The organism is Sulfurimonas sp. C5, from assembly GCF_029872055.1.
Lineage (GTDB): Bacteria > Campylobacterota > Campylobacteria > Campylobacterales > Sulfurimonadaceae > Sulfurimonas.
The window spans coordinates 1-21,971 of the sequence record NZ_JARXNQ010000007.1; the positions used below are offsets into that span (position 1 = coordinate 1).

Consider the following 21,971-nt stretch of genomic DNA (forward strand, 5'->3'; position numbering starts at 1 on the left):
GAAGATTCTGACCCTCTTTCGTTGGCCTCTCATCGTTTGTGGACGGGAATTATAGGGGATTATTCCTTAAAGATTCATTAAAATCTAAAAGGTTTCCGAAAAGTTTTCGTTTTTTCTAATTTGCTTCTATAATCCAACCACCACCAATTAATTTATCATCATCATAGAACACTGCTGCTTGACCTACTGCAACACCGAAAACGCCTTCATCTAATTCTACATATGCTTTATCGTTTTCTATCTTTACATTACAATCTACAGCTTTTGTTCTATATCTTAGTTTCACTGTTGATTTAAACTCTGTTTCATCATTAAAAAAATTCAAATTATTTAGTACTACTCTATTACAAGCAAGTTCATCACGTGTACCTACTACAATTTGATTTTTTTCAGGAATGATTTTTGTAACAAAATGCGGTTCATGAGCACCATTAACAGTAAAACCTCTTCTTTTACCAATTGTATAGTGCATATATCCTTTATGCTCACCTACTACATTTCCATCTTTATCTAGTACTTCACCTACTTGGTCAACTTGTACATAGTTTTTAAGAACATCTGTATATGTAGTTTCAACAAAACATATTTCGCTAGATTCTGCTTGAGATGCGAATGACTCTAATCCTTTTATAGAAGCAGCCAGTTCTTTAATATCGCTTTTCTTTCTTTCACCTAACGGAAACTTTAATCTTGGTAAGATATCTTTGTTTATATAGAATAAGAAGTAACTTTGATCTTTTGTATCATCATGTGCAGCATACAAGAATTCACCATCTGTTTGAATATAGTGTCCTGTTGCTAAATAATCTGCACCTACCTCATCAGCAAATTTAATCATTTCACCAAATTTTAAATTTCTATTACACAGTGCACATGGATTTGGTGTTTTACCTTCAGCATAAGTATCGATAAAAGGTTGAAAAACTTTTTCTTTGAATATATCTTGAAGATCTAATACGTGGAGTTTAATACCCACAAAGTCTGCAGCTTTTTGAGCACGGGCTTGATGAATTTCATGATATCCAGGTTTTGAATGAAGTTTCATATATACTCCCTCAACCTCATACCCTTGCTCTTTCAATAATAATGTAGTGATGGTAGAATCGACTCCTCCACTCATCCCAACTAAAACTTTTTTCATTTTCTTACCTTAATCTTTTATAATCACAATTTTGCAATTATATCCAATTAAAGTATATGAAAATCTTATTCTTTTAGTTTGTTTAATCTATCTTTTTTGCTACCGATTGATGTAATTTGAACACCGAAGTTTCCATCTACGATAACAACTTCACCTTCTGCTATCACATGATTGTCAACTAAAATTTCCAACGGATCATTAGCTAATTGATTTAATTCTATCACAGAACCAATATCCATATTTAAAACATCTTTTAATAACATTCTTTTTTTACCTATACGCACTTTTACAGGTAACTTTACATCTAAAATTAAAGAAATATTACTCATCTCTTCATCAGAAAGTTTCACTTTTGTCTCATTGCAAGGTTTTGCTGGCGTAGCAACAGAAGTTGGGGCATCTATACTAATTTCTGTCACAGCTTCTTCAGAAGCCCCTCCGTAGAGTTTAGAAGTCAACTTATCGTCAATAATAAACATTAAAAGTGAATTTAAAGAATCTAATGAAAACTTATAAACATACATCTTACTAAACTGTTCTAAGCTTACATCTTCACTTTCACCAATAAACTCTATACTATCTATACTAAATGAGAGTACCGGTAATTCTTTTTGTGCAGACAATGTATTGGCAACAGCACCGAAGATATTAGACACTATCTCTTTAGTAGCGTCTATATCATCATCACTTACATCTTCTCTGTCACTAGCTTCTTCACCCATCATCATATCTGATAATGATGTTGATAAATTTGGCGGAAGTGCGACCATAGCATCTGCTTCTATATCACCGCTTATTTTTAATTTTACCAATACAATTGGAGGTACAATATTAGATATAATACTTAATTCTTGTTCCTCTTTTAGCGTTAAAGATGGAGCCGAACCGACAAGTGCCTCTATAGTAGCAACTGTTTCATCTTCAAATAGTTTTATAAAGTCACTCATTTATTCCCCTTTATCTGTGTCTTTCTCTTCAAATTCATTAAACTCATTTGCTTCTTCTTCATGAATTATGTCACGTACACCAGAAATTTTATCGTGACGTTGCTGTTCAAGATTTTCAAGTGCAAATTTAACCTCATCTTTTTCAGTTTCGATGATTTCAAGAATGTTTATAGACTTTCTGTATCTTCTCAATCCTATTTCTCCACGAAATCTGTCTTTACCGTCAACAGAAACGGTCACAATATCATCTGCGGGACTCGATAAACGTAATACGTCACCAACTTTAAGCTCTAAAACCTCTGCCATCGACAGGTCTGCTTCACCGAGCTTAGCTTCAACATTTACTTTAGCACCACCAAGCAACACTTTTAATTCTGTATTTCTAGATTTTTTTGAACTCGTTTCATTCAACATTAGGTCACGTGAAGCCAGTTTTGGCAGTACAGGTTCTAAAGAGATAACAGGATAACAAATGTTCATCATACCTGAACTATGCCCAATAATAATTTCCATTACAACCATGACTACAATCTCATTCTGAGCAACAATTTGTACAACGTTAGGACTTGATTCTTTAGACTCAATTGTTGGATAAATATCCATTACTGGTCCCCATGCCTCTTTTAGTGTAGCCATCATTACACGTAAAATTGTTTCAAATAAAGAGAGCTCTATATCTGAAAACTCCCTCGTTGAATCAAATGGTTCACCCTTACCGCCTAACAATCTGTCTAACATTGGAAAAGCGATTGAAGGATTGATCTCTATAACACCGCTACCTTCTAAAGGTTTCATAGAGAAAACATTGAAACTCGTAGGATTTGGCAACGACATTAAAAACTCACCATATGTCATCTGGTCAACCGAATGAAGCTGGATCTCTACGATACTTCTCATAATAGATGAAATCTGTGAAGCCAAACTTCTTGCCATTTTATCATGAACACCACGAAAAGCACGTAACTGTTCTTTGGAAACCCTGTTAGGACGTTTAAAATCATATAAAGTTACTTGTCTCTGAGGAAGTAAATTGTCGTCTTCCGATTCTAGGACATCATCACCTTCATCTTCAACAACATCCAATAATGCATCAATCTCTTCTTGGGAAAGTATATCTGCCATACTATGCTCCTATACTCTCTTTAATTTTATGTAAAACAGATTTATGAATTTGTGAAATTCTTGATTCTGTTATATCTAATACTTCACTAATTTCTTTGAGTGTCAACTCTTCAAAATAATACAGTTGTATAATCATCTGTTCTCTCTCTTTATATGTTGAAAGAACATTTTTAATAACATCAATCAGATCCTCTTTTTCAATTTGAGCAAGTGCTGCACCCTCATCACCAACTTGCAGTTGGTCATGAAGAGGCATTACTGTATAAATATTAGAAGCAACTCTCGCTTCGTGGATTTTTTCTACATCTTCTTCTAGTATTGTAGCAAGTTCTTCATCTGTTGGTTCTTCATCATGTGTTAAACGGTATTCTTCAACAGCATGATCAATAGCTTTAACAAGTTTTCTGTTAGAACGGCTTAAAACATCTAAACTGCGAAGATAATCAAGCATTGCACCATAGACTCTTTTTTTTGCATAGCCCCAAAAATTATCATTAAGGGTATCGTCATAACGACGTGCCAGTTTAATCAACTCTTCTGTCCCTATTGCTGCCAGATCGGAAAAGTCTATCGAACTCGGTAAACGCTCTTTTAATCTAAATGCCATAGCTTTAACTGCGGGAAGATACTGAATAGCCAGTTCATCCTCTTGATGTTTTAAATCATTGGCATAAACGTTTTGACTCATTGTTTTTGTCCTGCGTTATCTTCAGAGTTCATTTTCATTGCATAGTCAGTTAAACGACATGCTGAATCTATCAACTTCTCACGCTTATTAATCTCTTTAACAAAAAGATCTAATTCTCTTTCGTGTGTATCTTTTGGAAAATTGTACGCTCTTACACTGATTGTTCTGTAGTATAAGGCAATAACAACATGAGAAAAAAGATAAAAGAAAACAGTAATAAAAAAGGTATATGTCAGTAGTCCAGCGGCATCAAAAGATTTTAATATCCCAAATACTATACCAATAAAAAATCCCTGCACAGTAAAAAAGTATACAAAATTTTCACCTAACATCAACTACCCACCTTTTTTTTAAAAATGGTCTATTAAACGTTTAAATAGACCACTTAAACCACTTTCAGTGGATTTAACTAGCACATTTCGTTCCAGCTTTGAGATGATTTTTTGTACAATAAGCTCAATATCTTTTGTTGCTTGTGCAGATGGAAATAAAACTGAAAAAAGAGCTCTTTGTTTCACTGCTGATGAAACTTTTATATCAGCATTGACTTTTCCAAGCAGTTGCAAGTTTAAATTTCCGCCTATATTGGCATTTGCAACTTTTTTTATCTTTTCAAATACACCAACTGCTTCTTTTTCGCTTTTTACCTGATTCATAATCATATTGATATCATTTCTAAGAGTTGCTACTGTTTTAATAGTCGCATACGCATCAGTAATAGCAGCAGGATCGGGAACTGTTACAACAATTACATCATCAGCTGCATTTAAAAACATCTGAATATGCTCCCCTATTCCAGCCCCTGTATCTATAATCATCACATCAAGTTTATCTAAAATTTGTGCTTCCTCCATAAAACGCTCAAATAGTGCACTATCTGAATATTTTAGAATTTCATCACCGCTTTCACCTGGAATTAATATCAAGTTACGTGTGATTGGAATTAAAATATCCGACACACTCGCTTCACCTTTAAGTACATGCAAAATATTCTTTTTAATCTTCACGTTAAACATAACATCTAAGTTTGCCAAACCGATATCAGCATCAAAGATTCCTACGTTTAAACCTTTTTGTGCCAATGTATATGCAAGGTTTGAGCTCAGCGTACTTTTACCTACACCACCCTTACCACTTGTAATAGCAATAAAACGTGTCTTTTTAGACTTTTTTGCTGCATTTGATGAGACTAATTCTTCTAATTTTTCAGCCTGATGCCCCATCATGCTTTGCTCCTATTAAAACCGTGTAATAAACACTCGATTAAGAAGTCACTTGATGCCGTTACCAAATCTTCCGGTACCTCTTGACCTACAGAAAAATAACTAATCGGTTTTTTCGTTTCGTACGCCAATGAAAAAATATTCCCAAATCCAATAGTCTCATCAAGTTTAGTAAACATTAATGTATCTATTCCCAAAGATGAAAAATTATCATAAGTCATTTTTAAATCTTCATATTTGATACTGCTTGGCATTACAAGAACCACATCAATCTCATAACTCGTAGTATTTGAATGTAAACACTCATAAATTTTTTCAATTTTTTGTTTATCGTACGGACTTGAACCCATAGTATCGATTAATATACAATCACAATATTTCAATGAATCTAGTGCTGAAGAAAACTCCGGAGGATCCACAACCGTTTCAATTCCGAGTTTCATCATTCTTGCATATTGCATTAGTTGTTCAACTGCACCTATTCTGTACGTATCAAGGACTACCAAACCGACTTTATATTTTTTCTCTAATAAAAATGAATATCTTGCCGCTAACTTTGCAATTGATGTCGTTTTTCCCACCCCTGTAGGACCAACAAGCATTATTACTTTTTTAGTTCCTACCGGAGGCATACTTTCTATTCTTATCGGAACCATTTTACGCAGAATAGTTTGAAAATAACGCTTTACAGTTGCAGAATTTTCTCTCATCTTTAAAGGCATATGCTCTAATGTCACTTGCATAAGCATATCAAGATGATCTTTATTCATACCGCTCTGATTTGCTAAACGGTAGATCTCAGAAAACTCCGGTGGAATTTGTGTTGAGAGTTCTGGGGACTTTTCATCCCAAAACATATTTTGGATAATTTTTACTTTATCCGTAAGCTTATTAATCTCAGATTTGATCTCTTTTAACTCTAAGGGTTCCACTACAGGTACTTGATATTCAGGCTTTTTCTCATATGCACTGAACGGATCAGTCACTTGAGAAATTTTTGATATTTGCTCGGCAGCATTTGAGATATCAAAAAGTACATCTTTTGATTCATCTTTTAACGGTTGTTGTGAACTTAAAGGCTTCTTCGGTTTAGCATATTCGGAAGAGATCATACCTTCATCAATACCGATTACAATTTCATATAAACCTTCTCGACCGAGAGCTTTTTTTCTTAACTCTCTAGTCTCAATCAACATACCTTCGTCACCAATTTCCATTTTAGCTCTTTTTAAAGCTTCCGATGGTGATTTTCCGGTAAATGTAAGCATTTTCATAGTGCAGCACCTAACAATGGGATTACAACGCTCTCTCTTTTATACCAATGAGGATGTGGAACTGTCAAATCTTTTGTATCAATAGTTCGATTATCAAAAAAAATTATATCCAAATCTAAAGTCCTTGGTGCATTTGCAAAGCTTCTTTTTCTACCAAAATGTTTTTCAACTCGTAAAAGATAGCGTAAAAACTCTTTTGGCTGCATAGATGTTTTAAAACACATAATTGAGTTAAAAAAATCATCTTGAGCTGTATACCCAAACGGAGGATTTTTTAAAATCAACGATGTTTTAAACAACTCTGCTCTTTTTTCTCGTTGTAACATTACAAAAAGATGTTCAAAACGACGTCGAACATCACCAACATTTCCACCTATTCCTACAACCACTTCATATCTATGCTTTGATCGAATAGGCTTAACAAAAGGGTAACGCAAAGTGTGAAAAGAAACTAACTTGTCACTAATTTTGCGTTGTAAATACATAGATTATGCTTGTTGAGCAGCTTGTTGTGCTTCTTGAGCAGCTTTAATCTCATTCATAATTTGAAACATACCCATCATTGCCAAGTGATATCCAAATGGACCAAAACCAACAATAGACGATGCACATACAGGTGCAATCATGTTTGTTTGACGGAACTCTTCACGTCTATGGATATTTGAAATATGAACTTCGATTGTTGGGATATTTACAGCTGCGATAGCATCGCGAATTGCAATAGAAGTATGTGTATATGCCGCTGCATTAATAATAATACCGTGAGCCTCACCATAACACTCTTGGATTTTATCTACAAGTTCACCCTCTAAGTTACTTTGAAAAAATTCGATTTCAACACCGTTTTGTGTTGCTACTTCTTTCATTTGAGCGTGAATTTGCTCTAGTTTCATTGGACCATAAATTTGTTGTTCACGAACACCTAACATGTTTAAATTTGGACCTTGAATAACTACTATTTTCATTACTTACCTTCAATATTGTATTTGAAGATTTATTCTATCGAAAAAAAGATTAAAGAAATCACAGCGTCTTAAAATTTACTCTCTACAAGATTTTCACAATCTTTGATCATATCGTAAAGATCCATCTCACGACCGGAAATAGTACAAACAAGTTTCCCCGTTTTATCCAAAAATATAAACTGCTCAGATTCATGATAGTTTTCATTCATAAAAGTAGAGTAAATAACATATTCAGCATTTTCAATATTTTTAACATTATCATTCACATAGTTGTATTTTTCAGAACCTTTGTTTAATTGTTTAATTGTAAGAATCTCATTTTGTAAACTATTTTTTAAAACTGGTTCAAGCTCTGTCAGTTCATCTTCTAAATTTTCATATTTCAAATGACACTTAATCATTCTATGCTCCTTCTTTCTTTCATCTATCACTCTATCTTAATATTGTTAAAGAAAAAGTGTATAATTTTACATAAATCTATATATAAAGTACTAAATTATGAATATTATATCACCAAATTACATATTAACACCTGATAAACTGCTTAAAAACGTCTCAGTAGCATTTGACAAAAAAATTGAAAAAATCGGCTCTATAGAGGAGTTAAAAAAAGAATTTCCTAATGCAAAAATAATTCAACTAAAAGAAAACTCTTTATTGATGCCGGGACTTATAAATTCACATGTACATATAGAATTTTCTGCAAATAGAACACAATTAAGCTACGGAGATTTTATCAACTGGCTCTATAGTGTAATCGAAAACCGTGATGAACTAATTAACGGTTGTAATCAAGAATGTATGAAAAAAGCAATTGATGCTATGCTTGATCGCGGTATCACAACATTTGGAGCAATCAGCTCGCATGCTATGGATCTCGATGCATGTGCAAATGCAAAACAAAATGTTGTGTTTTTTAATGAGCTTATAGGAAGTCAGGCTGCTATGGCGGATGCTTTATTTACAGACTTTGTAGCACGCCTTGATGCAAGCAAATCTGTAAAACGTGAAGGTTTCATTCCCGGCGTAGCTATCCATTCTCCTTATTCGGTACACCCTATTTTGATCAAAAAAGCATTAGAGATCGTAAAGAATGAAGAACTCAAGCTTACAGCTCATTTTATGGAAAGTGAGGCTGAGAGAGATTGGTTGGATGAAAGTAAGGGTGATTTTAGTGAGTTTTTCAAAAAATTCCTTAATCAAGAACATAATGTAAGTGATGCAAAAGAATTTTTAAGCCACTTTAACGATACTCCTACCCTTTTTACTCATGTAGTCAAATCAAATGAAGATGAACTAAAAACTATTAAAAATGCAAACCATACGATTATACATTGTCCGATCTCTAATAGACTTTTAGGGAATGGTATTTTGAATATCAAAGAGTTAAATGAGCATAATATTCCATGGGTAATTGCAACGGATGGCTTAAGTTCAAACTATAAACTTGATCTTTTTGAAGAGATGAAAATATCACTCTTTACTCATGCCAATGCACCACTTAATGACTTTGCCCAGCAGTTAATTATGGCAGCAACAAAAAATGCTGCACAGGCATTAGGTTTAAATACTGGAGAGATAGCTGAAGGTAAAAATGCAGATATGCTTGTTTTGGATCTTGAAAGTACACCAAATGAAGAACTTGCAACACACTTAATTCTTCACCATTACGATATATCAAAAGTGTTTATAAACGGACAACTTGAAAAAGGAGAACTATAATGGAGTTTTTGAAAAAAGTTTTTTTACCCATCACCTTACCTATAAAGTTTATACAGGAGCATTTTAAAGCGAGTGTTTTTGTATTGATTCTTTTTTTAATCTTTGCACCGAATGAGAATCAACACTATAGATATAATAATCTTCAAAAAATAGACCTAGTAGGCCCTATATTTGATGCTAAAACAGTTGTTGAACAAATTGATAAAGCTACTGCAAATAATGATATAAAAGGAATTCTGCTTTCTGTAGACTCACCAGGTGGTGCTGTTGCACCTTCTATTGAGATAGCATATGCAATAAAAAGAGCAACCACAAAAAAACCTGTAGTTGTTTATGCTAAAGGGACTATTGCCAGTGGAAGTTATTATGCAAGTATCTGGGCAGATAAAATTATATCAAACCCAGGCAGTATGGTAGGAAGTATCGGTGTAATTATGCAAGGAGCTGACTTTAGTGAACTCATGAATAAAATCGGTATCAAATCTCAAATAGTAAAAGCTGGTAAATACAAACAAGTAGGTACGGCTGATCGTGCTTGGGAAGATTATGAGATTAACGAATTAAACAAAGTAATCCAAGGTACTTATGATATGTTCAGTAAAGATGTTGCCGATGCGAGAGGTCTAGATATAAATAAAAGAGACACCTATGCAAATGCACATATTTTTACCGCTGCTCAGGCAAAAGAGGTTGGTTTAATTGATCAATTAGGTGTTGAAACAGATGCTAAAAATGAGCTCGTTAAACTCAGTGGTGTAAAAAGTCCTGTTTGGAACGAAGAGGATAAATTTGAAAAAATTATAGATAAACTCTCGGCTTCAACATCAGTTATGCTTTACACTTATTTCCCGCAACTTACACTGAGATGATCTCTTTAGGAGATCACCCTCGTGTCTAATACTTTTGCACTGATCACTATCTCGTCACTTTGTGCTTCGAACTCTTCTCCTACTTTTAAAGATTTTAACTCTATCACTTTATTTGCCTGAGATATTTGTGCAAAACCTTTTTTTCTCTTGAGTTTCGGATCGTTTGATTTAAACATATTTTGTAAGTTTACAATTTGCATTTTGTAGTTACTAAATCTATTTTGAATTGTTTGAGGATAAGCATCTTGAATATTTTTTACTTTTGCACTAAAGTTTTGCAACTTATACCCAATAGTCTGCTCAAAACTATTTTTCAAACTTACAATATTTTCTTTATACTGCTGTAGTTTTTTCTCCACGGAATGTTGCATAAAAGATCTTTGCAGGTGTTGTAGTTCCTGTGTTTTGTTAAAAACTTTTTGATTCATCTGCTGATTTAATTGATTTGCTATAGAATCTATATATTGATAAAGCTCGTTTACATCCGGTAAGATCATCTCCATCGCAGCACTCGGTGTCGGGGCTCTAAGATCAGCCACAAAATCTGAAATTAAATAATCAATCTCATGTCCTACAGCAGAGATAATAGGTGTCTTTGCCTCAAAAATAGCATCTGCTACAATCTCTTCATTAAAGGCCCAAAGGTCTTCAATGCTTCCACCACCACGTCCCGTGATAATTAAATCATATCCAACTAAATCAGCATGTTTGATTGCAGATGCAATAGAGAAAGCGGCGCTTTCTCCCTGGACTAAAACATCGTAAATATCTATACTGATATTTCTATAACGCTTATTTGCGACTCTTAGCATATCTTGCAAAGCTGCACCCGTAGCTGATGTAATCAGTGCGATTTTAGAGGGAAATTTTGGAAGTTGTTTTTTGATCTCAGGATTAAAATACCCTTTATCTGATAGTTTTTTCTTTAACTGTTCATATGCAAGTGCCAAAGCTCCCTGCCCTGAAGGCTCGATCATAAAACAGTTGATTTGATAACTACCTCTTGGCTTATAAACGGAGATTGCACCGTCTACTAAAACCTTTAAACCCTCTTCTAAACGAAATTTCAGTTTTGTAGCATTGCCTTTAAACATTACACAGCTGATTGCAGAATCTTTATCTTTGAGAGTAAAGTATATATGTCCAGAATTGTGAAAAGTGATACGGGAGAGCTCCCCCTCAACAAATACTCTTTCAAAACTACTCTCTAGTAGTGTTTTAATCTGTTCATTTAATGCAGATACGCTAAGAGCATTCATGTGCAAAAACTATTTTTTTCTCGCAATGAAGAGAGTAGAGATATCCATTGAAAAGCTTTGAGTATACAACATTTCAAAACCTGCTTTTTCAAGCTCTGCTTGCATCCCTTCAATTGTTACGAAATTTTCTATAGAATTTGGAAGATATGTATACGCTTCTAGATTTTTTGAAATTGCTCCACCTACATACGGTAAAATTTTATGCATATAAAAATCTCTAATCTTATCTTTTAGAGTTTTTTTCTCTTGTTTCATAAATTCTAAAATTACTACAAGTCCCCCTTCTTTTAATACGCGATTAAATTCATAAAAAGCTTCTTGACGCTCTACAACATTACGGATACCGTATGTAATACTGACAATATCAGCTTTTGCATCTTCAAGAGGAATCTCTGTAGCTTTAGCTATATGGTAATTAAAGTCTGGAAATTTTTTACGAGCTACATCTACCATTCCGTTTGATGGATCTACACCTACGATTTCACTTACTTTTATCTCGGCTTTTGCTGCTTGTTTTTGCCAATGCCCCATCATATCACCAGTGCCACATGCTACATCGATAATTCTATCTATCTCTTGTTTGCCCAAGTATCCAAAAGCAAGATCACAAGCTTGTTTTCTCCATGCGATATCTACACCCATACTCATCACACGGTTTGCAGTATCATACGTTCCTGCTATATCATCGAACATTGAAACGATTTTTTCTTGTTTTTCCATACAGTTTTACCCTTTTGCTTTCATCCACATAATTATATCTTCGTGCTCTTTATCTGCATTTAAAATCTCGAATTCTTCCGCAACATTTTCAAAGCCTTTTTTACCACCAAATTTAGGTGCTACATAGCACAGATAAAAATCCACAAACTCTTTTGTTAGATTGTAAAGTGTTTCTCCACCTTCAATCATAATATTTTTATAGTTTTCTAATATTGTAAAATTATCTGCTATGTATACTTTTCTATTTGCTACTTGAAATAGCGGTATTGTTTGGTCAAACTTTTTTTCTTTAGAAATAATCAAAATATCTGGTGCTTTTCCATTAACAAGTTTTGCATCAAGTGTGGGTCTGTCTATTCGAACAGTATTTCCACCTATAACTAAAAGATCACAAACATCACGTAGTTTATGCACATGTTCTCTAGAACTAACAGAACTGATAGCTCCATCATCAAAAGTCCCGTTTAATCTTTGTGCCCATTTAAAATAGACAAAACGTGATTCTAAAGATTTTTTAAATGGATAAAGTAAATCTCCACACTCTTTTTCTAAAACTTCACTTTTTACACCGATAGATGCACCTTCTAAAATATCGATGCCATCTGCTGCTTCTACATTAAAATCTTTGGAACCGATAAAAACCTGCTTTACACCTAATAAACTCAACAGATTAGCACACGAAGGTGTTTTACCTACATGTGAACAGGGTTCAAGTGTTGTGTAAACAATGCATTCTTGAAAAATACCATTATGATTTTTTAAAAGGTAGTTATGAATTTCGTGAGAAGACTCTAAAGAGAAAATTCTATCATTTTGTGTGAGTTTAAAAAAAGCTTTTTGTAGCGCATTCACTTCAGCATGAGGCTCACCTGCTTTGCGATGTGCCTCAACAGCCAAAATTTCATTATATTTTCCGACAATGCAACACCCGACTGCCGGATTTGGATAGGTTAATCCTTGATATTTCCAAGCCTCTTTCAAGGCTAAATTCATGAAAAAATTATGATCTATTTCCATTCAAAGTAAGTTTTTGCTTTCTTGATGTCATTAAAATCAATTTCAAACTTTTCATGTTCGTCTTCAAAAGTCAGTTTTGAACCGTCAACTTCAATAAGTTTTGCTTTGATTTTATCTTGCTCTGCCGTAGTAAAGGCAATATTTTCGTTTACAGATTTTTCAAAATGATCTAATGTTGTCAGTTTTCTCTCCAAGCCAGGAGATCCAACTTCAAGTCTATAGTCACCTGAAACCGGTGGTGTAACATCTAAGAGAGGTGAAATAAGATGCGTTAAATCAACACATTCATCAAGTGTTACACCTTTTCTTTTACCATCTTCAAATTCAGGAGAAACAACAGCTACCCTGTAAATAGTATCACCAAATTCAGATACGATTGAAGTATCATATAGTTCTAGTCCTACAGATTTTACTAAAGATTCAATATCACTTTCTAAACTCATTACTCTTCCTCTTTAGTCTCTTTAGAGATTTTTTTAAATAACTCTTCAATATTTTGTGTTTTTTTCAAATGCTCATCAAACTCAAAAGCAAGTTTCGGTGAACGAAACCAACCTTGATCTTTCATACAATAATCTTCTATGATCGGTCTTGCTTTTCTCAATTGTTTTAAAAGCAGACTTTTCTCTTTTTCATCAAAATAGGATGGATCAAGATACACTTTAGCATCACTTCTACCACGTGAACATTTCACTTCTATAATACCTAATTCATGCAACCTAGCATCGTTAAGCTGTGAAAGTGCTTCTGGAATAAGCTCCGCAAGTACAGATTCTGTACGTTTTAGTTTAATCTCTGCTTCTGTCATAAAATTATAAACTTACCTCTTGTTCAACTTTTTTGAATGTTTCAATTACGTCTCCAACTTGTACATCGTCGTAGTTAGAGATGATAACACCACACTCGTAACCGTTACCAACTTCTTCCACGTCATCTTTGAATCTTCTAAGACTCACAAGTTCACCTTCGAATGCAACAACACCGTTACGGATAACACGCACAAGTCCACCACGGATTAGTTTACCGTCTTCAACAACACATCCTGCAACCATACCTTTAGGTGATTTAAACACATCACGTACTTCAGCTTGACCTGTATTTTCTTCAGTAAATTTCGGCGCCATCATACCAGTAAGCATACCTGTCATATCATCAAGTAATTGATAGATGATTGAGTATGTTCTAATATCTACATTTCTTTGTTTTGCTAGTGCTCTTACAGAACCTGTTGGACGTACGTTAAATCCAAGAAGTACACAGTTTTCACTACCTGCAACCAGTTCAACGTCATTTTCAGTAATTCCACCTACACCGCTAGAGATAACATCTATTTTTACCTCTTCATTTCTAAGTTCTGAAAGTGAAGATTTAATAGCTTCAAGTGAACCGTGAACATCTGTCTTAAGAACAACTTTAAGAGATTTTAGACGACCTTCTGCAATCATAGATGTCATATCTTCTAAAGTTGATTTAGTTGATTTACTTAACTCTTTATGACGATCATATTCATAACGTTTTTGTGCATATGCTTTTGCTTCTTTGTCATTTTTCATTTTCATCATAATTTCACCAGCTGACGGTACTTCATTTAAACCGACAACAACAGCTGTATGTGAAGGTGGAACAGCTTTAATCTGCTTACCATTTTCATTCATAAGTGCTTTTACACGACCGTAAGAGCTACCGCATACTACATTGTCTCCAACCTTAAGCGTACCATTTTGTACAATTACCGTAGCAACTGCTCCACGCCCTTTTTCAAGTGAAGACTCAACCACAGCAGCTTTTGCATCTGCATTAGGGTTTGCTCTAAGCTCTAATATCTCAGCTGTTAAAAGGATATTTTCTAATAAATCGTCAATACCCATTCCGCTTTTTGCTGAAAGTGGAACGAACTCAATATCTCCACCCCAATCAACAGGACTGATTCCACGTTCAGCCATTTGAGCTTTTACCATATCAGGATTTGCTGTTTCTTTATCCATTTTATTCATAGCAACGATAATTGGAGCACCCGAATCTTTTGCGATCTTAATTACTTCTTCAGTTTGTGGTTTAACACCGTCATCAGCAGCAACCACGATAATGATAATATCTGTAATATCCGTACCACGTTGACGCATAGCACCAAAAGCCGCGTGTCCCGGTGTATCGATAAATGTAATCTCTTTACCGTGTTGAGAAATTGTATATGCACCGATATGCTGTGTGATTCCACCAGCTTCATCTTCAGTTACTTTTGCTTCTCTAATTGCATCTAGTAATGAAGTTTTACCGTGGTCAACGTGTCCCATGATTGTAATAATCGGTGGACGTTCTTGAGCATTTGGATCCTCTTCTGTAACTTCTGTTTCATCAACATAGTTAAATTCATCTTTAGGATCAGTAACAGTTACTTCAACACCAAATTCTTCAGATAAGATTTCAATCTCATCGGCACCTAAGAAGTCGTTTTTCGTCATCATCATACCAAGGTCAAAAAGAACTTTGATAATATCACTCATAGGACGTTTTAGTTTTTCTGCAAACTCGTATACACGGATATCTTCCGGGATCTCAACATGAGTCACAACTTCATCTACCGGCTTCTCTTTTGTATATTTTTTACGCTTATCACGAGAAACTTTTCTTCCCTTAGGCGCTTGTTTTTTGTTTGCGTTTCTTCCGATCGGTTTTGGTTGCTTCGGCTTTTTAGGCTCATCATCGATCATCTCTTTTCTTTCAGTCGCATTAAGGTCTAAAAGCTCTACTTGATCATCCATATCTAAAGAAACATCAGACATAGAACCGCCGAAAATATCTACATCAAGTTTAGTACCTTGCTCTTTTTTCATTGCAGGAACAGATTTCTCTTTTGCTTTTTTCTTGTGTGCAAGTTCTTCTAATACTTCTGCACTTATTTTTCCGTATGAAGAAACAACACCTTCTGATTTAGCAGGTGCCTCTGTAACGATCTCTTCTTTAGGAGTTTTTTTCTTCTTAACAATTTTAAGACCCGATTTTTTTACCGCTGTTTTAATTTTAGGAGAATTGTCAGCTTTTTCTTCTACATTTTTTGCTGTGGGCTCTTTTTCTACTTCTTGTACTTTAGAAGTTTGTTCCTCTTTCTTTTCAGAGTCATTAGAGTCTTTTGTCTGTGGTTTTTCTTCTACTTTAGGAGTTTCTTCTTGTTTATCTGTTTTTTTTGCTTTTACTTTTTTCTCAGGTTTTACTTGTTCATCTGCAGGTTCACCGTTCATAATGAAGTTCGCTAAGTTTTCAGCTTCTTCCATTGTTACTACACTTTGCGCAGATTTAACATCAACACCTATCTTTGTAGCTTTTTCTATAACGTCTTTAGAAGTAATCCCCAGTTCTTTCGCAATTTCATGTACTCTAACTTTTTCACTCATTCGTGACAATCTCCTTTAATTTATTCATCAATTCATCTTTGTTACCACTTCTACACACTCTCATAAGTGCTTTAGCAACTCTCTTCTCATCATCTAAACAAATTTTACAAAAATAAAAACTTCTACCAACACCTTCAAATGGAGACAACTCCCCATTATTACATCTTAATCTTAAAAGATTTTCTTGTGTGGATCTTTCTCTACATGAGACACACATTCTTGTTGGGTTATAAATTTTTTGCGCCATTATATCCAAATAATACTTGATCTTAACTGTTTATCTTTCGATAATTAAACCGCTATTATCAAAATCTAAAATTTTAACTGCAAACTCAGGAAATTTTTGTTTCAGGCGGTTTGCAATCATTGCCGCATCATCATCATAAGCAAGTGAAAAAAACGTACTTCCACTTCCTGAAAGTGTACTCATTAACGCACCGCTTTCATAAGCAACTTTCTGTACCGAAAAAAGCTCAGGTAATGTCTTCATTCTCGCTTTTTGATGGAACCTGTCTTGCGCTGCAAGTTTTAGCATCTCCCAATCTTCATTGAAAAATGCAGCAACCGTAAGTGCCGTATGAGAAAGGTTAAACACTGCATTCTCTTTAGAATACGACTTTGGAAGTATCGTACGAGATTTTGATGTATTCATCTGTTTATTTGGAATAACCACTACGGCTTTAAGATAATCTGGAAGATGTTTCTTTTGTGAGAACACCTTATTCTTCTCAATTGTAGCAACATTAAATCCACCCATTACTGCAGGTGTAATGTTGTCTGGATGCGGTTCATACACAAGTGCATGGTTTAAAATACGACGCTTTGAAACTCTTATATTTGCAGCTTCATGCGCAGAAGCAATAGCACTCACAATTACCGCTGACGAACTTCCAAGACCTCTAGACATAGGGATAGAATTATAAAAAGTAAACTTGAAGTTTTGTTTTTTATTTGTCAGTCTTGAGTAATGTTCGTTAAAAATACTTACGAAAAGGTTATTCCCCTTTAGACGTGCATTATTTTCACCCTCACCTTTTATACTTACACTGAAAAATTTTGACGGATGAAACTCAACTCTATTTCTTAAATCCACTGCAAGACCTAAAGAGTCAAATCCAGGTCCTAAGTTTGCAGATGTAGCCGGTACACTTATTATCACTAATACTTTCCTATTAAACGGCGGCTATTTTATAAAGCGGTGCCGTTTCTTTACTAAAATCTTTATACTCCAGTAGATCGGGGAGTTTAAAACTCGCCACCGGTACTGTTTCTAGTTTTTGTGTTTGTATATCATCCTGCATTTTAACAAAAAATAGCTTTCCTATCGCTTTTATAGGTTGATTATTATTAAAATAAAATGCATCTCTTGCATACAAAGGAATATCTTTTAAAATACTGAGTGATTTTAGAAAGATGTAGGCTATTTTTATCGCCATAAAACTTCCCGGTCCATTGACATAAAAGAGCGCTTTTAGATCATACTTTTCTAAGACCTCTTCAAAAATGAGCGGTAAAATATCAGAACTTTTTTCATCTGAACTAATTGTTTCAATGAGTCGCTCCTCTTCGTAAATACCGATTAAAATCGGTGAAGACAAAGTAATACAAAGAACATCAACTTTTTTACGCATACGCTTTTTCTAACTCTCTTAACTCTTCGCCTACAAGTTCAATCACTTCATAATTTTCCGGATCTTTTAGCAGTTCCATAGTAAGTTTATGATTCAAATCATGGCTTCCTGCGAAAGCTTCATAGTTACCGATAAAATTCATACCTATTAAGCTCATATCACCGATAGCATCCAAGATTTTATGGCGTACAAATTCATCATCGTAACGTAATCCTTCAGGATTAAGAATTTTCTTTTCATCAAGTACCACGGCATTTTCTAAACTACCACCAAGAGCTAGACCTTTTGATCTAAGATACTGCACTTCATGTAAAAATCCAAAAGTTCTAGCACGAGAGATCTCTTCTTTGTATGACTGCTTTGTAAACTTTAATACATATGTCTGTTCTTGAATTACAGGATGCGGAAACTTAATAGTAAAATCATAACTGAGATCTTTAGCAGGTGAAAGTTTTACATACTTATCACCCTCTTTCACTTCTATCTCTTTTTTGATTCTCATAATTCGCTTAGGCTTATTTAGTTCAACTACTTCCGCTTCATCTAAAAGCATACAATAACTTGCACTGCTTCCGTCCATTACCGGAACTTCATCGGCATCAACGACAACTCTTAAATTGTCTATTCCATATGCATATACGGCTGAAAGAAGATGTTCAATAGTTGAGATTACATAACCGTCTTTTCCTATTACTGTAGCCATTTTTGTATCTACAACATTTTCAGGAATAAGAGGAATTGAAACATCAACATCACTTCTATAAAAAACTATTCCGCTTTCAGCTTCTAAAGGTTCAAGTCTCAGTTTTACAGGTGAACCTTTATGTAGTCCTATCCCTACAAGCTCTACACTCTTTTTTATAGTTGTTTGATACATAAATGCCTCTTATCTTTTATCTATTATTTTTTTAGCTTCTTTAATTATATCACTAATATTGAGTTTAATCCACTGATCATCCATCCATTCTTGCGGGCGAACTTCAATTCCCTGAACTAAAACACCAAAATGTAAGTGATCACCCATTGCATAACCGCTTTTACCCGTATTTGCTATTTTCGTGTTTTTCGGTAGATGTTCTCCGAGACTTGCATCAATGCTAGAACAGTGTCCATATAATGTGTAAAGTCCCAATCCGTGAGCAATAATCGGCATATTTCCATAAAGTCCGTTATAGTCAGTGAATACTACATCCCCACCGTTTTGTGTCTTTATCGGTGCCATTGCATAACTTGCAAGGTCAAGTCCTAAATGATACGCTTCACTTACAAACTGGTTGTCATAATAATATTTTCTATGATCTCCAAAATGCGCTACAACTTCTCCATTTTGAAGAGGATACATTTTTTTCATTTTAAAATCACTGATCATCTCATCTGAAACTTTTGACGTAATTTCATGAATCAGTTTTTCATTTTTTGCACGAACATCTTCGTTAATAATTTTAAATTGTTCTAATGAGCCGTCAACACCTTGTGTCTCTTCAAATTCTTCAGACAAATCATAAATTTTTCCTTTTAAAAACTTATCTGAAAGGTTGATTTTTGAAAGTTTATAAATTTTATCTTTTAAATATAACGGTACATATGTTTTTGTTACGTTCCCTGCACTATCTTTTGCAATAACCGTAGCTTTGAAGTTTTCATCTATTACAGGCCAAGCAAGAAGAGCGATGTAATATCCCTCTTTATAAAAAGGCTGCGCTTTAAATTTTTTTCCGTTATTTCCTAAAACATAAAACTCCTCTAAATTTTCATCATTTACGCTAAAGATTACAAGTGCGGAACCACCTCTAGAAATTTTATATGAATTATTAATAATACTTACGCTTGGACGCTTTTTATCGATTGTTAGAGAATATTCTTGTATTGCCGTATTTCCGTTTAACATATTCCATTTACTTGTGTCACTTGCTTCAACGATTATTTGGATCTGCTTGTCTTTTAATGCATACATCCCTTTTGGCGGTTCAACTTCTAAATCAATAGAATTCATAGGAGAGAGAAGCTGTTCATATTGCAGTTGTTGTAAACCTTTTGAACTTTTCATGTATATTTTATAAGACTTAATACCACTATCATCGCTTATTTTCAAGTGTAACGGCTCTTTTAAATTCCAAAAACCATTCGTATTAAGTGTTACTTGTGGTGCTACTCTTTCAAAAGTAGATGAAAAATAAACATATAAACTTCCACCTACAAGCATCAACATTAAAAATAGTGTTAAAAACGACGAATTATTTTTTCTTCTCAATTTTCTTCCTTTATCTCTTTTAAAATTTTATTCTCATCTTGTTTGACCAAAACAACTTTATTTACATGTGCTATCTCCAAAAGCTCTTTGGCTATTACAATAGCATCTTCTATACTCGCACCGCTTTGTTTTAAGCTTGTATCATCAACATATACTTCTGCGACCGTCGCTTCATCTTGTAAACCAAAATTTGCGAACATTACTGCTTTTAGTCTAAACAGCGCTAAGCTTTTAGACATTCTCAAAGCTTTGTAACACTCTGTGACATCAGCTCCGAGTAAAATCAGTTCACCCAGAACAGTGAGTTTTTCATTATTACACAATATACTGTGCAACTCATCTTCAATTAAAAATGAGCTATAAAAAGCGGTTGCCATTTTCTGGTTAATCTTAACCTCTGACAATTGTATTTCTTGAAAAAGTTTTAACGTTTGCAAATCAACTTTTATTTCAAGATCGCTAGAGCCTGGCACTTGTGAACGTACTTTATCAAACCATGGTAAAAAAGCAAACTTTTTTGCAATATTTTCATTAGAAATTAAAGAAACTTTCTTATGCAACGTCAATATATACGAATAAAGTACGTTTGCCAATGAAAAAGTTTCATTATCAGTAATCAAAACAATGTGTTTACTTTGAGTTATTTGATTTAAATCTACCAATTCTCTGCTACTTTTTTTACGTGAAATTATATACTATTTTCTATTGACTTTATAAACATACGCAAGAACTTCTGCAACAGCGGCGAACAATGTTTCAGGAATCGGCTGGTCAATATTTACATCACTGTATAAAGAGCGGGCAAGCGGCGGATTTTGTACAATATGCACGTCATTTTCACGTGCAATCTTTTTGATTTGCTGTGCAATATTGTCTACCCCTTTTGCTATAACGATTGGAGCATGATGTTTTTCTTGTTCATATTTGATTGCAACTGCATAGTGTGTCGGATTGGTGATAACAACATCTGCATGTGGTACTTCAGCCATCATTCTGCGACGTGCCGTTTCCATCTGAATCTGTCTGATTTTAGACTTGACAAGAGGATCTCCTTCCATGTTTTTCATCTCGTCTTTAATCTCTTGTTTAGACATTTTTAGTCCGTCAAAATATTGTTTTCTCACAATTACAACATCAATAATCGCAAATACAAAGATAATCAACAACATTACTAAAGAGATGATAATAGTCTTGTCTTTCAACCATGCCAGCTGTTCACCGAGTCCAAAAAGAGCTACAGTTGGTAGTTCTAGAATAAAGTAAAAGAAAAAAACAAACCCTACACCCAAAGTGGTAAAAGACTTTAGCGTTATCTTAGTTCCTTCAATCATTTTTTTCAAAGAAAAAAGATTTTTCATCCCTTTGATGGGATCAACTTTTTTAATATCGGGAACTATTGCTTTTGTCGTAAATAAAAATCCAAATTGTGCAAATGCAGCAACAATACCTGCTAGTGCAACTGCAAGAGCCAGAGGCATAATCATAAGTAAAATCTCTTTAATAGAGACCACAACTATATCCATAACAAACAGTTTATCAACAGGCGTGCCAATAAGTGAAAAGTAATATTTGAATAATAAAAGCATATGCTTAGTTATAAAAGGAAAGAGCATCAGTGTAGCTAAAATGGCTACAAATAGCGTTACTACACCTGAAGCATCTTGAGATTTCGGAACATTGCCCTCTTTTCTGGCATCCTCTATCTTCTTGGGGGTGGGTTCTTCGGTCTTTTCCTGATCGTCAGCCATCT

General features: G+C 34.3%; 25 protein-coding genes. 2 read left to right on the forward strand and 23 right to left on the reverse strand.

What is annotated here, in order from left to right; all coding sequences use genetic code 11:
• Positions 1–115: 115 nt before the first annotated feature.
• The 10 genes from mnmA to P6N22_RS09745 all read right to left on the reverse strand — a co-directional run bounded on the left by mnmA (position 116) and on the right by P6N22_RS09745 (position 7,761).
• Complete coding sequence (gene mnmA / locus P6N22_RS09700) at positions 116–1,141, reverse strand: tRNA 2-thiouridine(34) synthase MnmA (protein ID WP_280332472.1); 1,026 nt, start codon at positions 1,139–1,141, stop codon at positions 116–118.
• A 65-nt stretch (positions 1,142–1,206) separates the two neighbouring features.
• Positions 1,207–2,088 (reverse strand): flagellar motor switch protein FliY, encoded by an 882-nt coding sequence (gene fliY, locus P6N22_RS09705; RefSeq protein ID WP_280332474.1) that lies wholly within the window; start codon positions 2,086–2,088, stop codon positions 1,207–1,209.
• Positions 2,089–3,210, reverse strand: a complete 1,122-nt coding sequence (fliM, locus tag P6N22_RS09710) for a flagellar motor switch protein FliM (protein WP_280332476.1) — start codon at positions 3,208–3,210, stop codon at positions 2,089–2,091.
• A gap of 1 nt (position 3,211) precedes the next feature.
• Positions 3,212–3,898, reverse strand: a complete 687-nt coding sequence (locus P6N22_RS09715) for an RNA polymerase sigma factor FliA (RefSeq protein ID WP_280332478.1) — start codon at positions 3,896–3,898, stop codon at positions 3,212–3,214.
• Positions 3,895–4,230 carry a hypothetical protein gene (locus tag P6N22_RS09720; protein WP_280332558.1) on the reverse strand — a complete coding sequence of 112 codons (336 nt, stop codon included), beginning with the start codon at positions 4,228–4,230 and terminating at the stop codon, positions 3,895–3,897. Before P6N22_RS09720 ends, P6N22_RS09715 begins: the two co-directional genes overlap by 4 nt.
• A gap of 18 nt (positions 4,231–4,248) precedes the next feature.
• Positions 4,249–5,124 (reverse strand): P-loop NTPase, encoded by an 876-nt coding sequence (locus P6N22_RS09725; RefSeq protein ID WP_280332480.1) that lies wholly within the window; start codon positions 5,122–5,124, stop codon positions 4,249–4,251.
• Positions 5,121–6,395, reverse strand: coding sequence for a flagellar biosynthesis protein FlhF (gene flhF, locus P6N22_RS09730; RefSeq protein WP_280332482.1), 1,275 nt, complete (start codon positions 6,393–6,395; stop codon positions 5,121–5,123). The genes P6N22_RS09725 and flhF overlap by 4 nt, the downstream gene beginning before the upstream one ends.
• The gene (gene folK, locus P6N22_RS09735) at positions 6,392–6,880 is read right to left on the reverse strand and encodes a 2-amino-4-hydroxy-6-hydroxymethyldihydropteridine diphosphokinase (protein ID WP_280332483.1); all 489 of its coding nucleotides are present in this window, start codon (positions 6,878–6,880) and stop codon (positions 6,392–6,394) included. Before folK ends, flhF begins: the two co-directional genes overlap by 4 nt.
• Before the next feature lie 3 nt (positions 6,881–6,883).
• Positions 6,884–7,360: a type II 3-dehydroquinate dehydratase gene (gene aroQ / locus P6N22_RS09740; RefSeq protein ID WP_280332484.1), complete on the reverse strand. Its 477-nt coding sequence runs from the start codon at positions 7,358–7,360 to the stop codon at positions 6,884–6,886.
• Between the two features lie 68 nt (positions 7,361–7,428).
• Positions 7,429–7,761, reverse strand: a complete 333-nt coding sequence (locus tag P6N22_RS09745) for a hypothetical protein (protein WP_280332485.1) — start codon at positions 7,759–7,761, stop codon at positions 7,429–7,431.
• A 97-nt stretch (positions 7,762–7,858) separates the two neighbouring features.
• Here P6N22_RS09745 and P6N22_RS09750 point away from each other — a divergent pair, with 97 nt between their 5' ends.
• Positions 7,859–9,082 carry a metal-dependent hydrolase gene (locus tag P6N22_RS09750; protein ID WP_280332487.1) on the forward strand — a complete coding sequence of 408 codons (1,224 nt, stop codon included), beginning with the start codon at positions 7,859–7,861 and terminating at the stop codon, positions 9,080–9,082.
• Entirely contained in the window at positions 9,082–9,951 is an 870-nt protein-coding gene (gene sppA, locus P6N22_RS09755; RefSeq protein ID WP_280332488.1) for a signal peptide peptidase SppA, read from the forward strand. Before P6N22_RS09750 ends, sppA begins: the two co-directional genes overlap by 1 nt.
• A gap of 5 nt (positions 9,952–9,956) precedes the next feature.
• Here sppA and xseA read toward each other — a convergent pair whose 3' ends face one another.
• The 13 genes from xseA to flhB form a co-directional block, all read right to left on the reverse strand.
• The gene (gene xseA / locus P6N22_RS09760) at positions 9,957–11,210 is read right to left on the reverse strand and encodes an exodeoxyribonuclease VII large subunit (protein WP_280332490.1); all 1,254 of its coding nucleotides are present in this window, start codon (positions 11,208–11,210) and stop codon (positions 9,957–9,959) included.
• Positions 11,211–11,219: 9 nt separating this feature from the next.
• Entirely contained in the window at positions 11,220–11,930 is a 711-nt protein-coding gene (gene ubiE / locus P6N22_RS09765) for a bifunctional demethylmenaquinone methyltransferase/2-methoxy-6-polyprenyl-1,4-benzoquinol methylase UbiE (RefSeq protein WP_280332492.1), read from the reverse strand.
• Between the two features lie 6 nt (positions 11,931–11,936).
• The gene (gene ribD / locus P6N22_RS09770; RefSeq protein ID WP_348542141.1) at positions 11,937–12,923 is read right to left on the reverse strand and encodes a bifunctional diaminohydroxyphosphoribosylaminopyrimidine deaminase/5-amino-6-(5-phosphoribosylamino)uracil reductase RibD; all 987 of its coding nucleotides are present in this window, start codon (positions 12,921–12,923) and stop codon (positions 11,937–11,939) included.
• A 14-nt stretch (positions 12,924–12,937) separates the two neighbouring features.
• Positions 12,938–13,390, reverse strand: coding sequence for a ribosome maturation factor (locus tag P6N22_RS09775; RefSeq protein WP_280332496.1), 453 nt, complete (start codon positions 13,388–13,390; stop codon positions 12,938–12,940).
• Positions 13,390–13,755 carry a 30S ribosome-binding factor RbfA gene (gene rbfA, locus P6N22_RS09780; protein ID WP_280332498.1) on the reverse strand — a complete coding sequence of 122 codons (366 nt, stop codon included), beginning with the start codon at positions 13,753–13,755 and terminating at the stop codon, positions 13,390–13,392. Before rbfA ends, P6N22_RS09775 begins: the two co-directional genes overlap by 1 nt.
• A gap of 4 nt (positions 13,756–13,759) precedes the next feature.
• On the reverse strand, positions 13,760–16,339 hold the full coding sequence (gene infB, locus P6N22_RS09785) for a translation initiation factor IF-2 (protein WP_280332500.1): 2,580 nt from the start codon (positions 16,337–16,339) through the stop codon (positions 13,760–13,762).
• Positions 16,332–16,487, reverse strand: coding sequence for a hypothetical protein (locus tag P6N22_RS09790; protein ID WP_280332502.1), 156 nt, complete (start codon positions 16,485–16,487; stop codon positions 16,332–16,334). Before P6N22_RS09790 ends, infB begins: the two co-directional genes overlap by 8 nt.
• A 129-nt stretch (positions 16,488–16,616) precedes the next feature.
• Positions 16,617–17,498 carry a homoserine kinase gene (thrB, locus tag P6N22_RS09795; protein ID WP_280332504.1) on the reverse strand — a complete coding sequence of 294 codons (882 nt, stop codon included), beginning with the start codon at positions 17,496–17,498 and terminating at the stop codon, positions 16,617–16,619.
• 13 nt (positions 17,499–17,511) lie between these two features.
• Positions 17,512–17,970 carry a hypothetical protein gene (locus tag P6N22_RS09800; RefSeq protein ID WP_280332506.1) on the reverse strand — a complete coding sequence of 153 codons (459 nt, stop codon included), beginning with the start codon at positions 17,968–17,970 and terminating at the stop codon, positions 17,512–17,514.
• A complete protein-coding gene (lpxC, locus tag P6N22_RS09805) occupies positions 17,963–18,847 on the reverse strand; it encodes a UDP-3-O-acyl-N-acetylglucosamine deacetylase (RefSeq protein ID WP_280332508.1) in 885 nt (294 codons plus the stop codon). The genes P6N22_RS09800 and lpxC overlap by 8 nt, the downstream gene beginning before the upstream one ends.
• Before the next feature lie 9 nt (positions 18,848–18,856).
• Entirely contained in the window at positions 18,857–20,221 is a 1,365-nt protein-coding gene (locus P6N22_RS09810) for a M23 family metallopeptidase (RefSeq protein WP_280332510.1), read from the reverse strand.
• A complete protein-coding gene (locus P6N22_RS09815; protein ID WP_280332512.1) occupies positions 20,218–20,883 on the reverse strand; it encodes a hypothetical protein in 666 nt (221 codons plus the stop codon). Before P6N22_RS09815 ends, P6N22_RS09810 begins: the two co-directional genes overlap by 4 nt.
• Positions 20,884–20,916: 33 nt before the next feature.
• Entirely contained in the window at positions 20,917–21,969 is a 1,053-nt protein-coding gene (flhB, locus tag P6N22_RS09820; RefSeq protein ID WP_280332514.1) for a flagellar biosynthesis protein FlhB, read from the reverse strand.
• Positions 21,970–21,971: the final 2 nt, after the last annotated feature.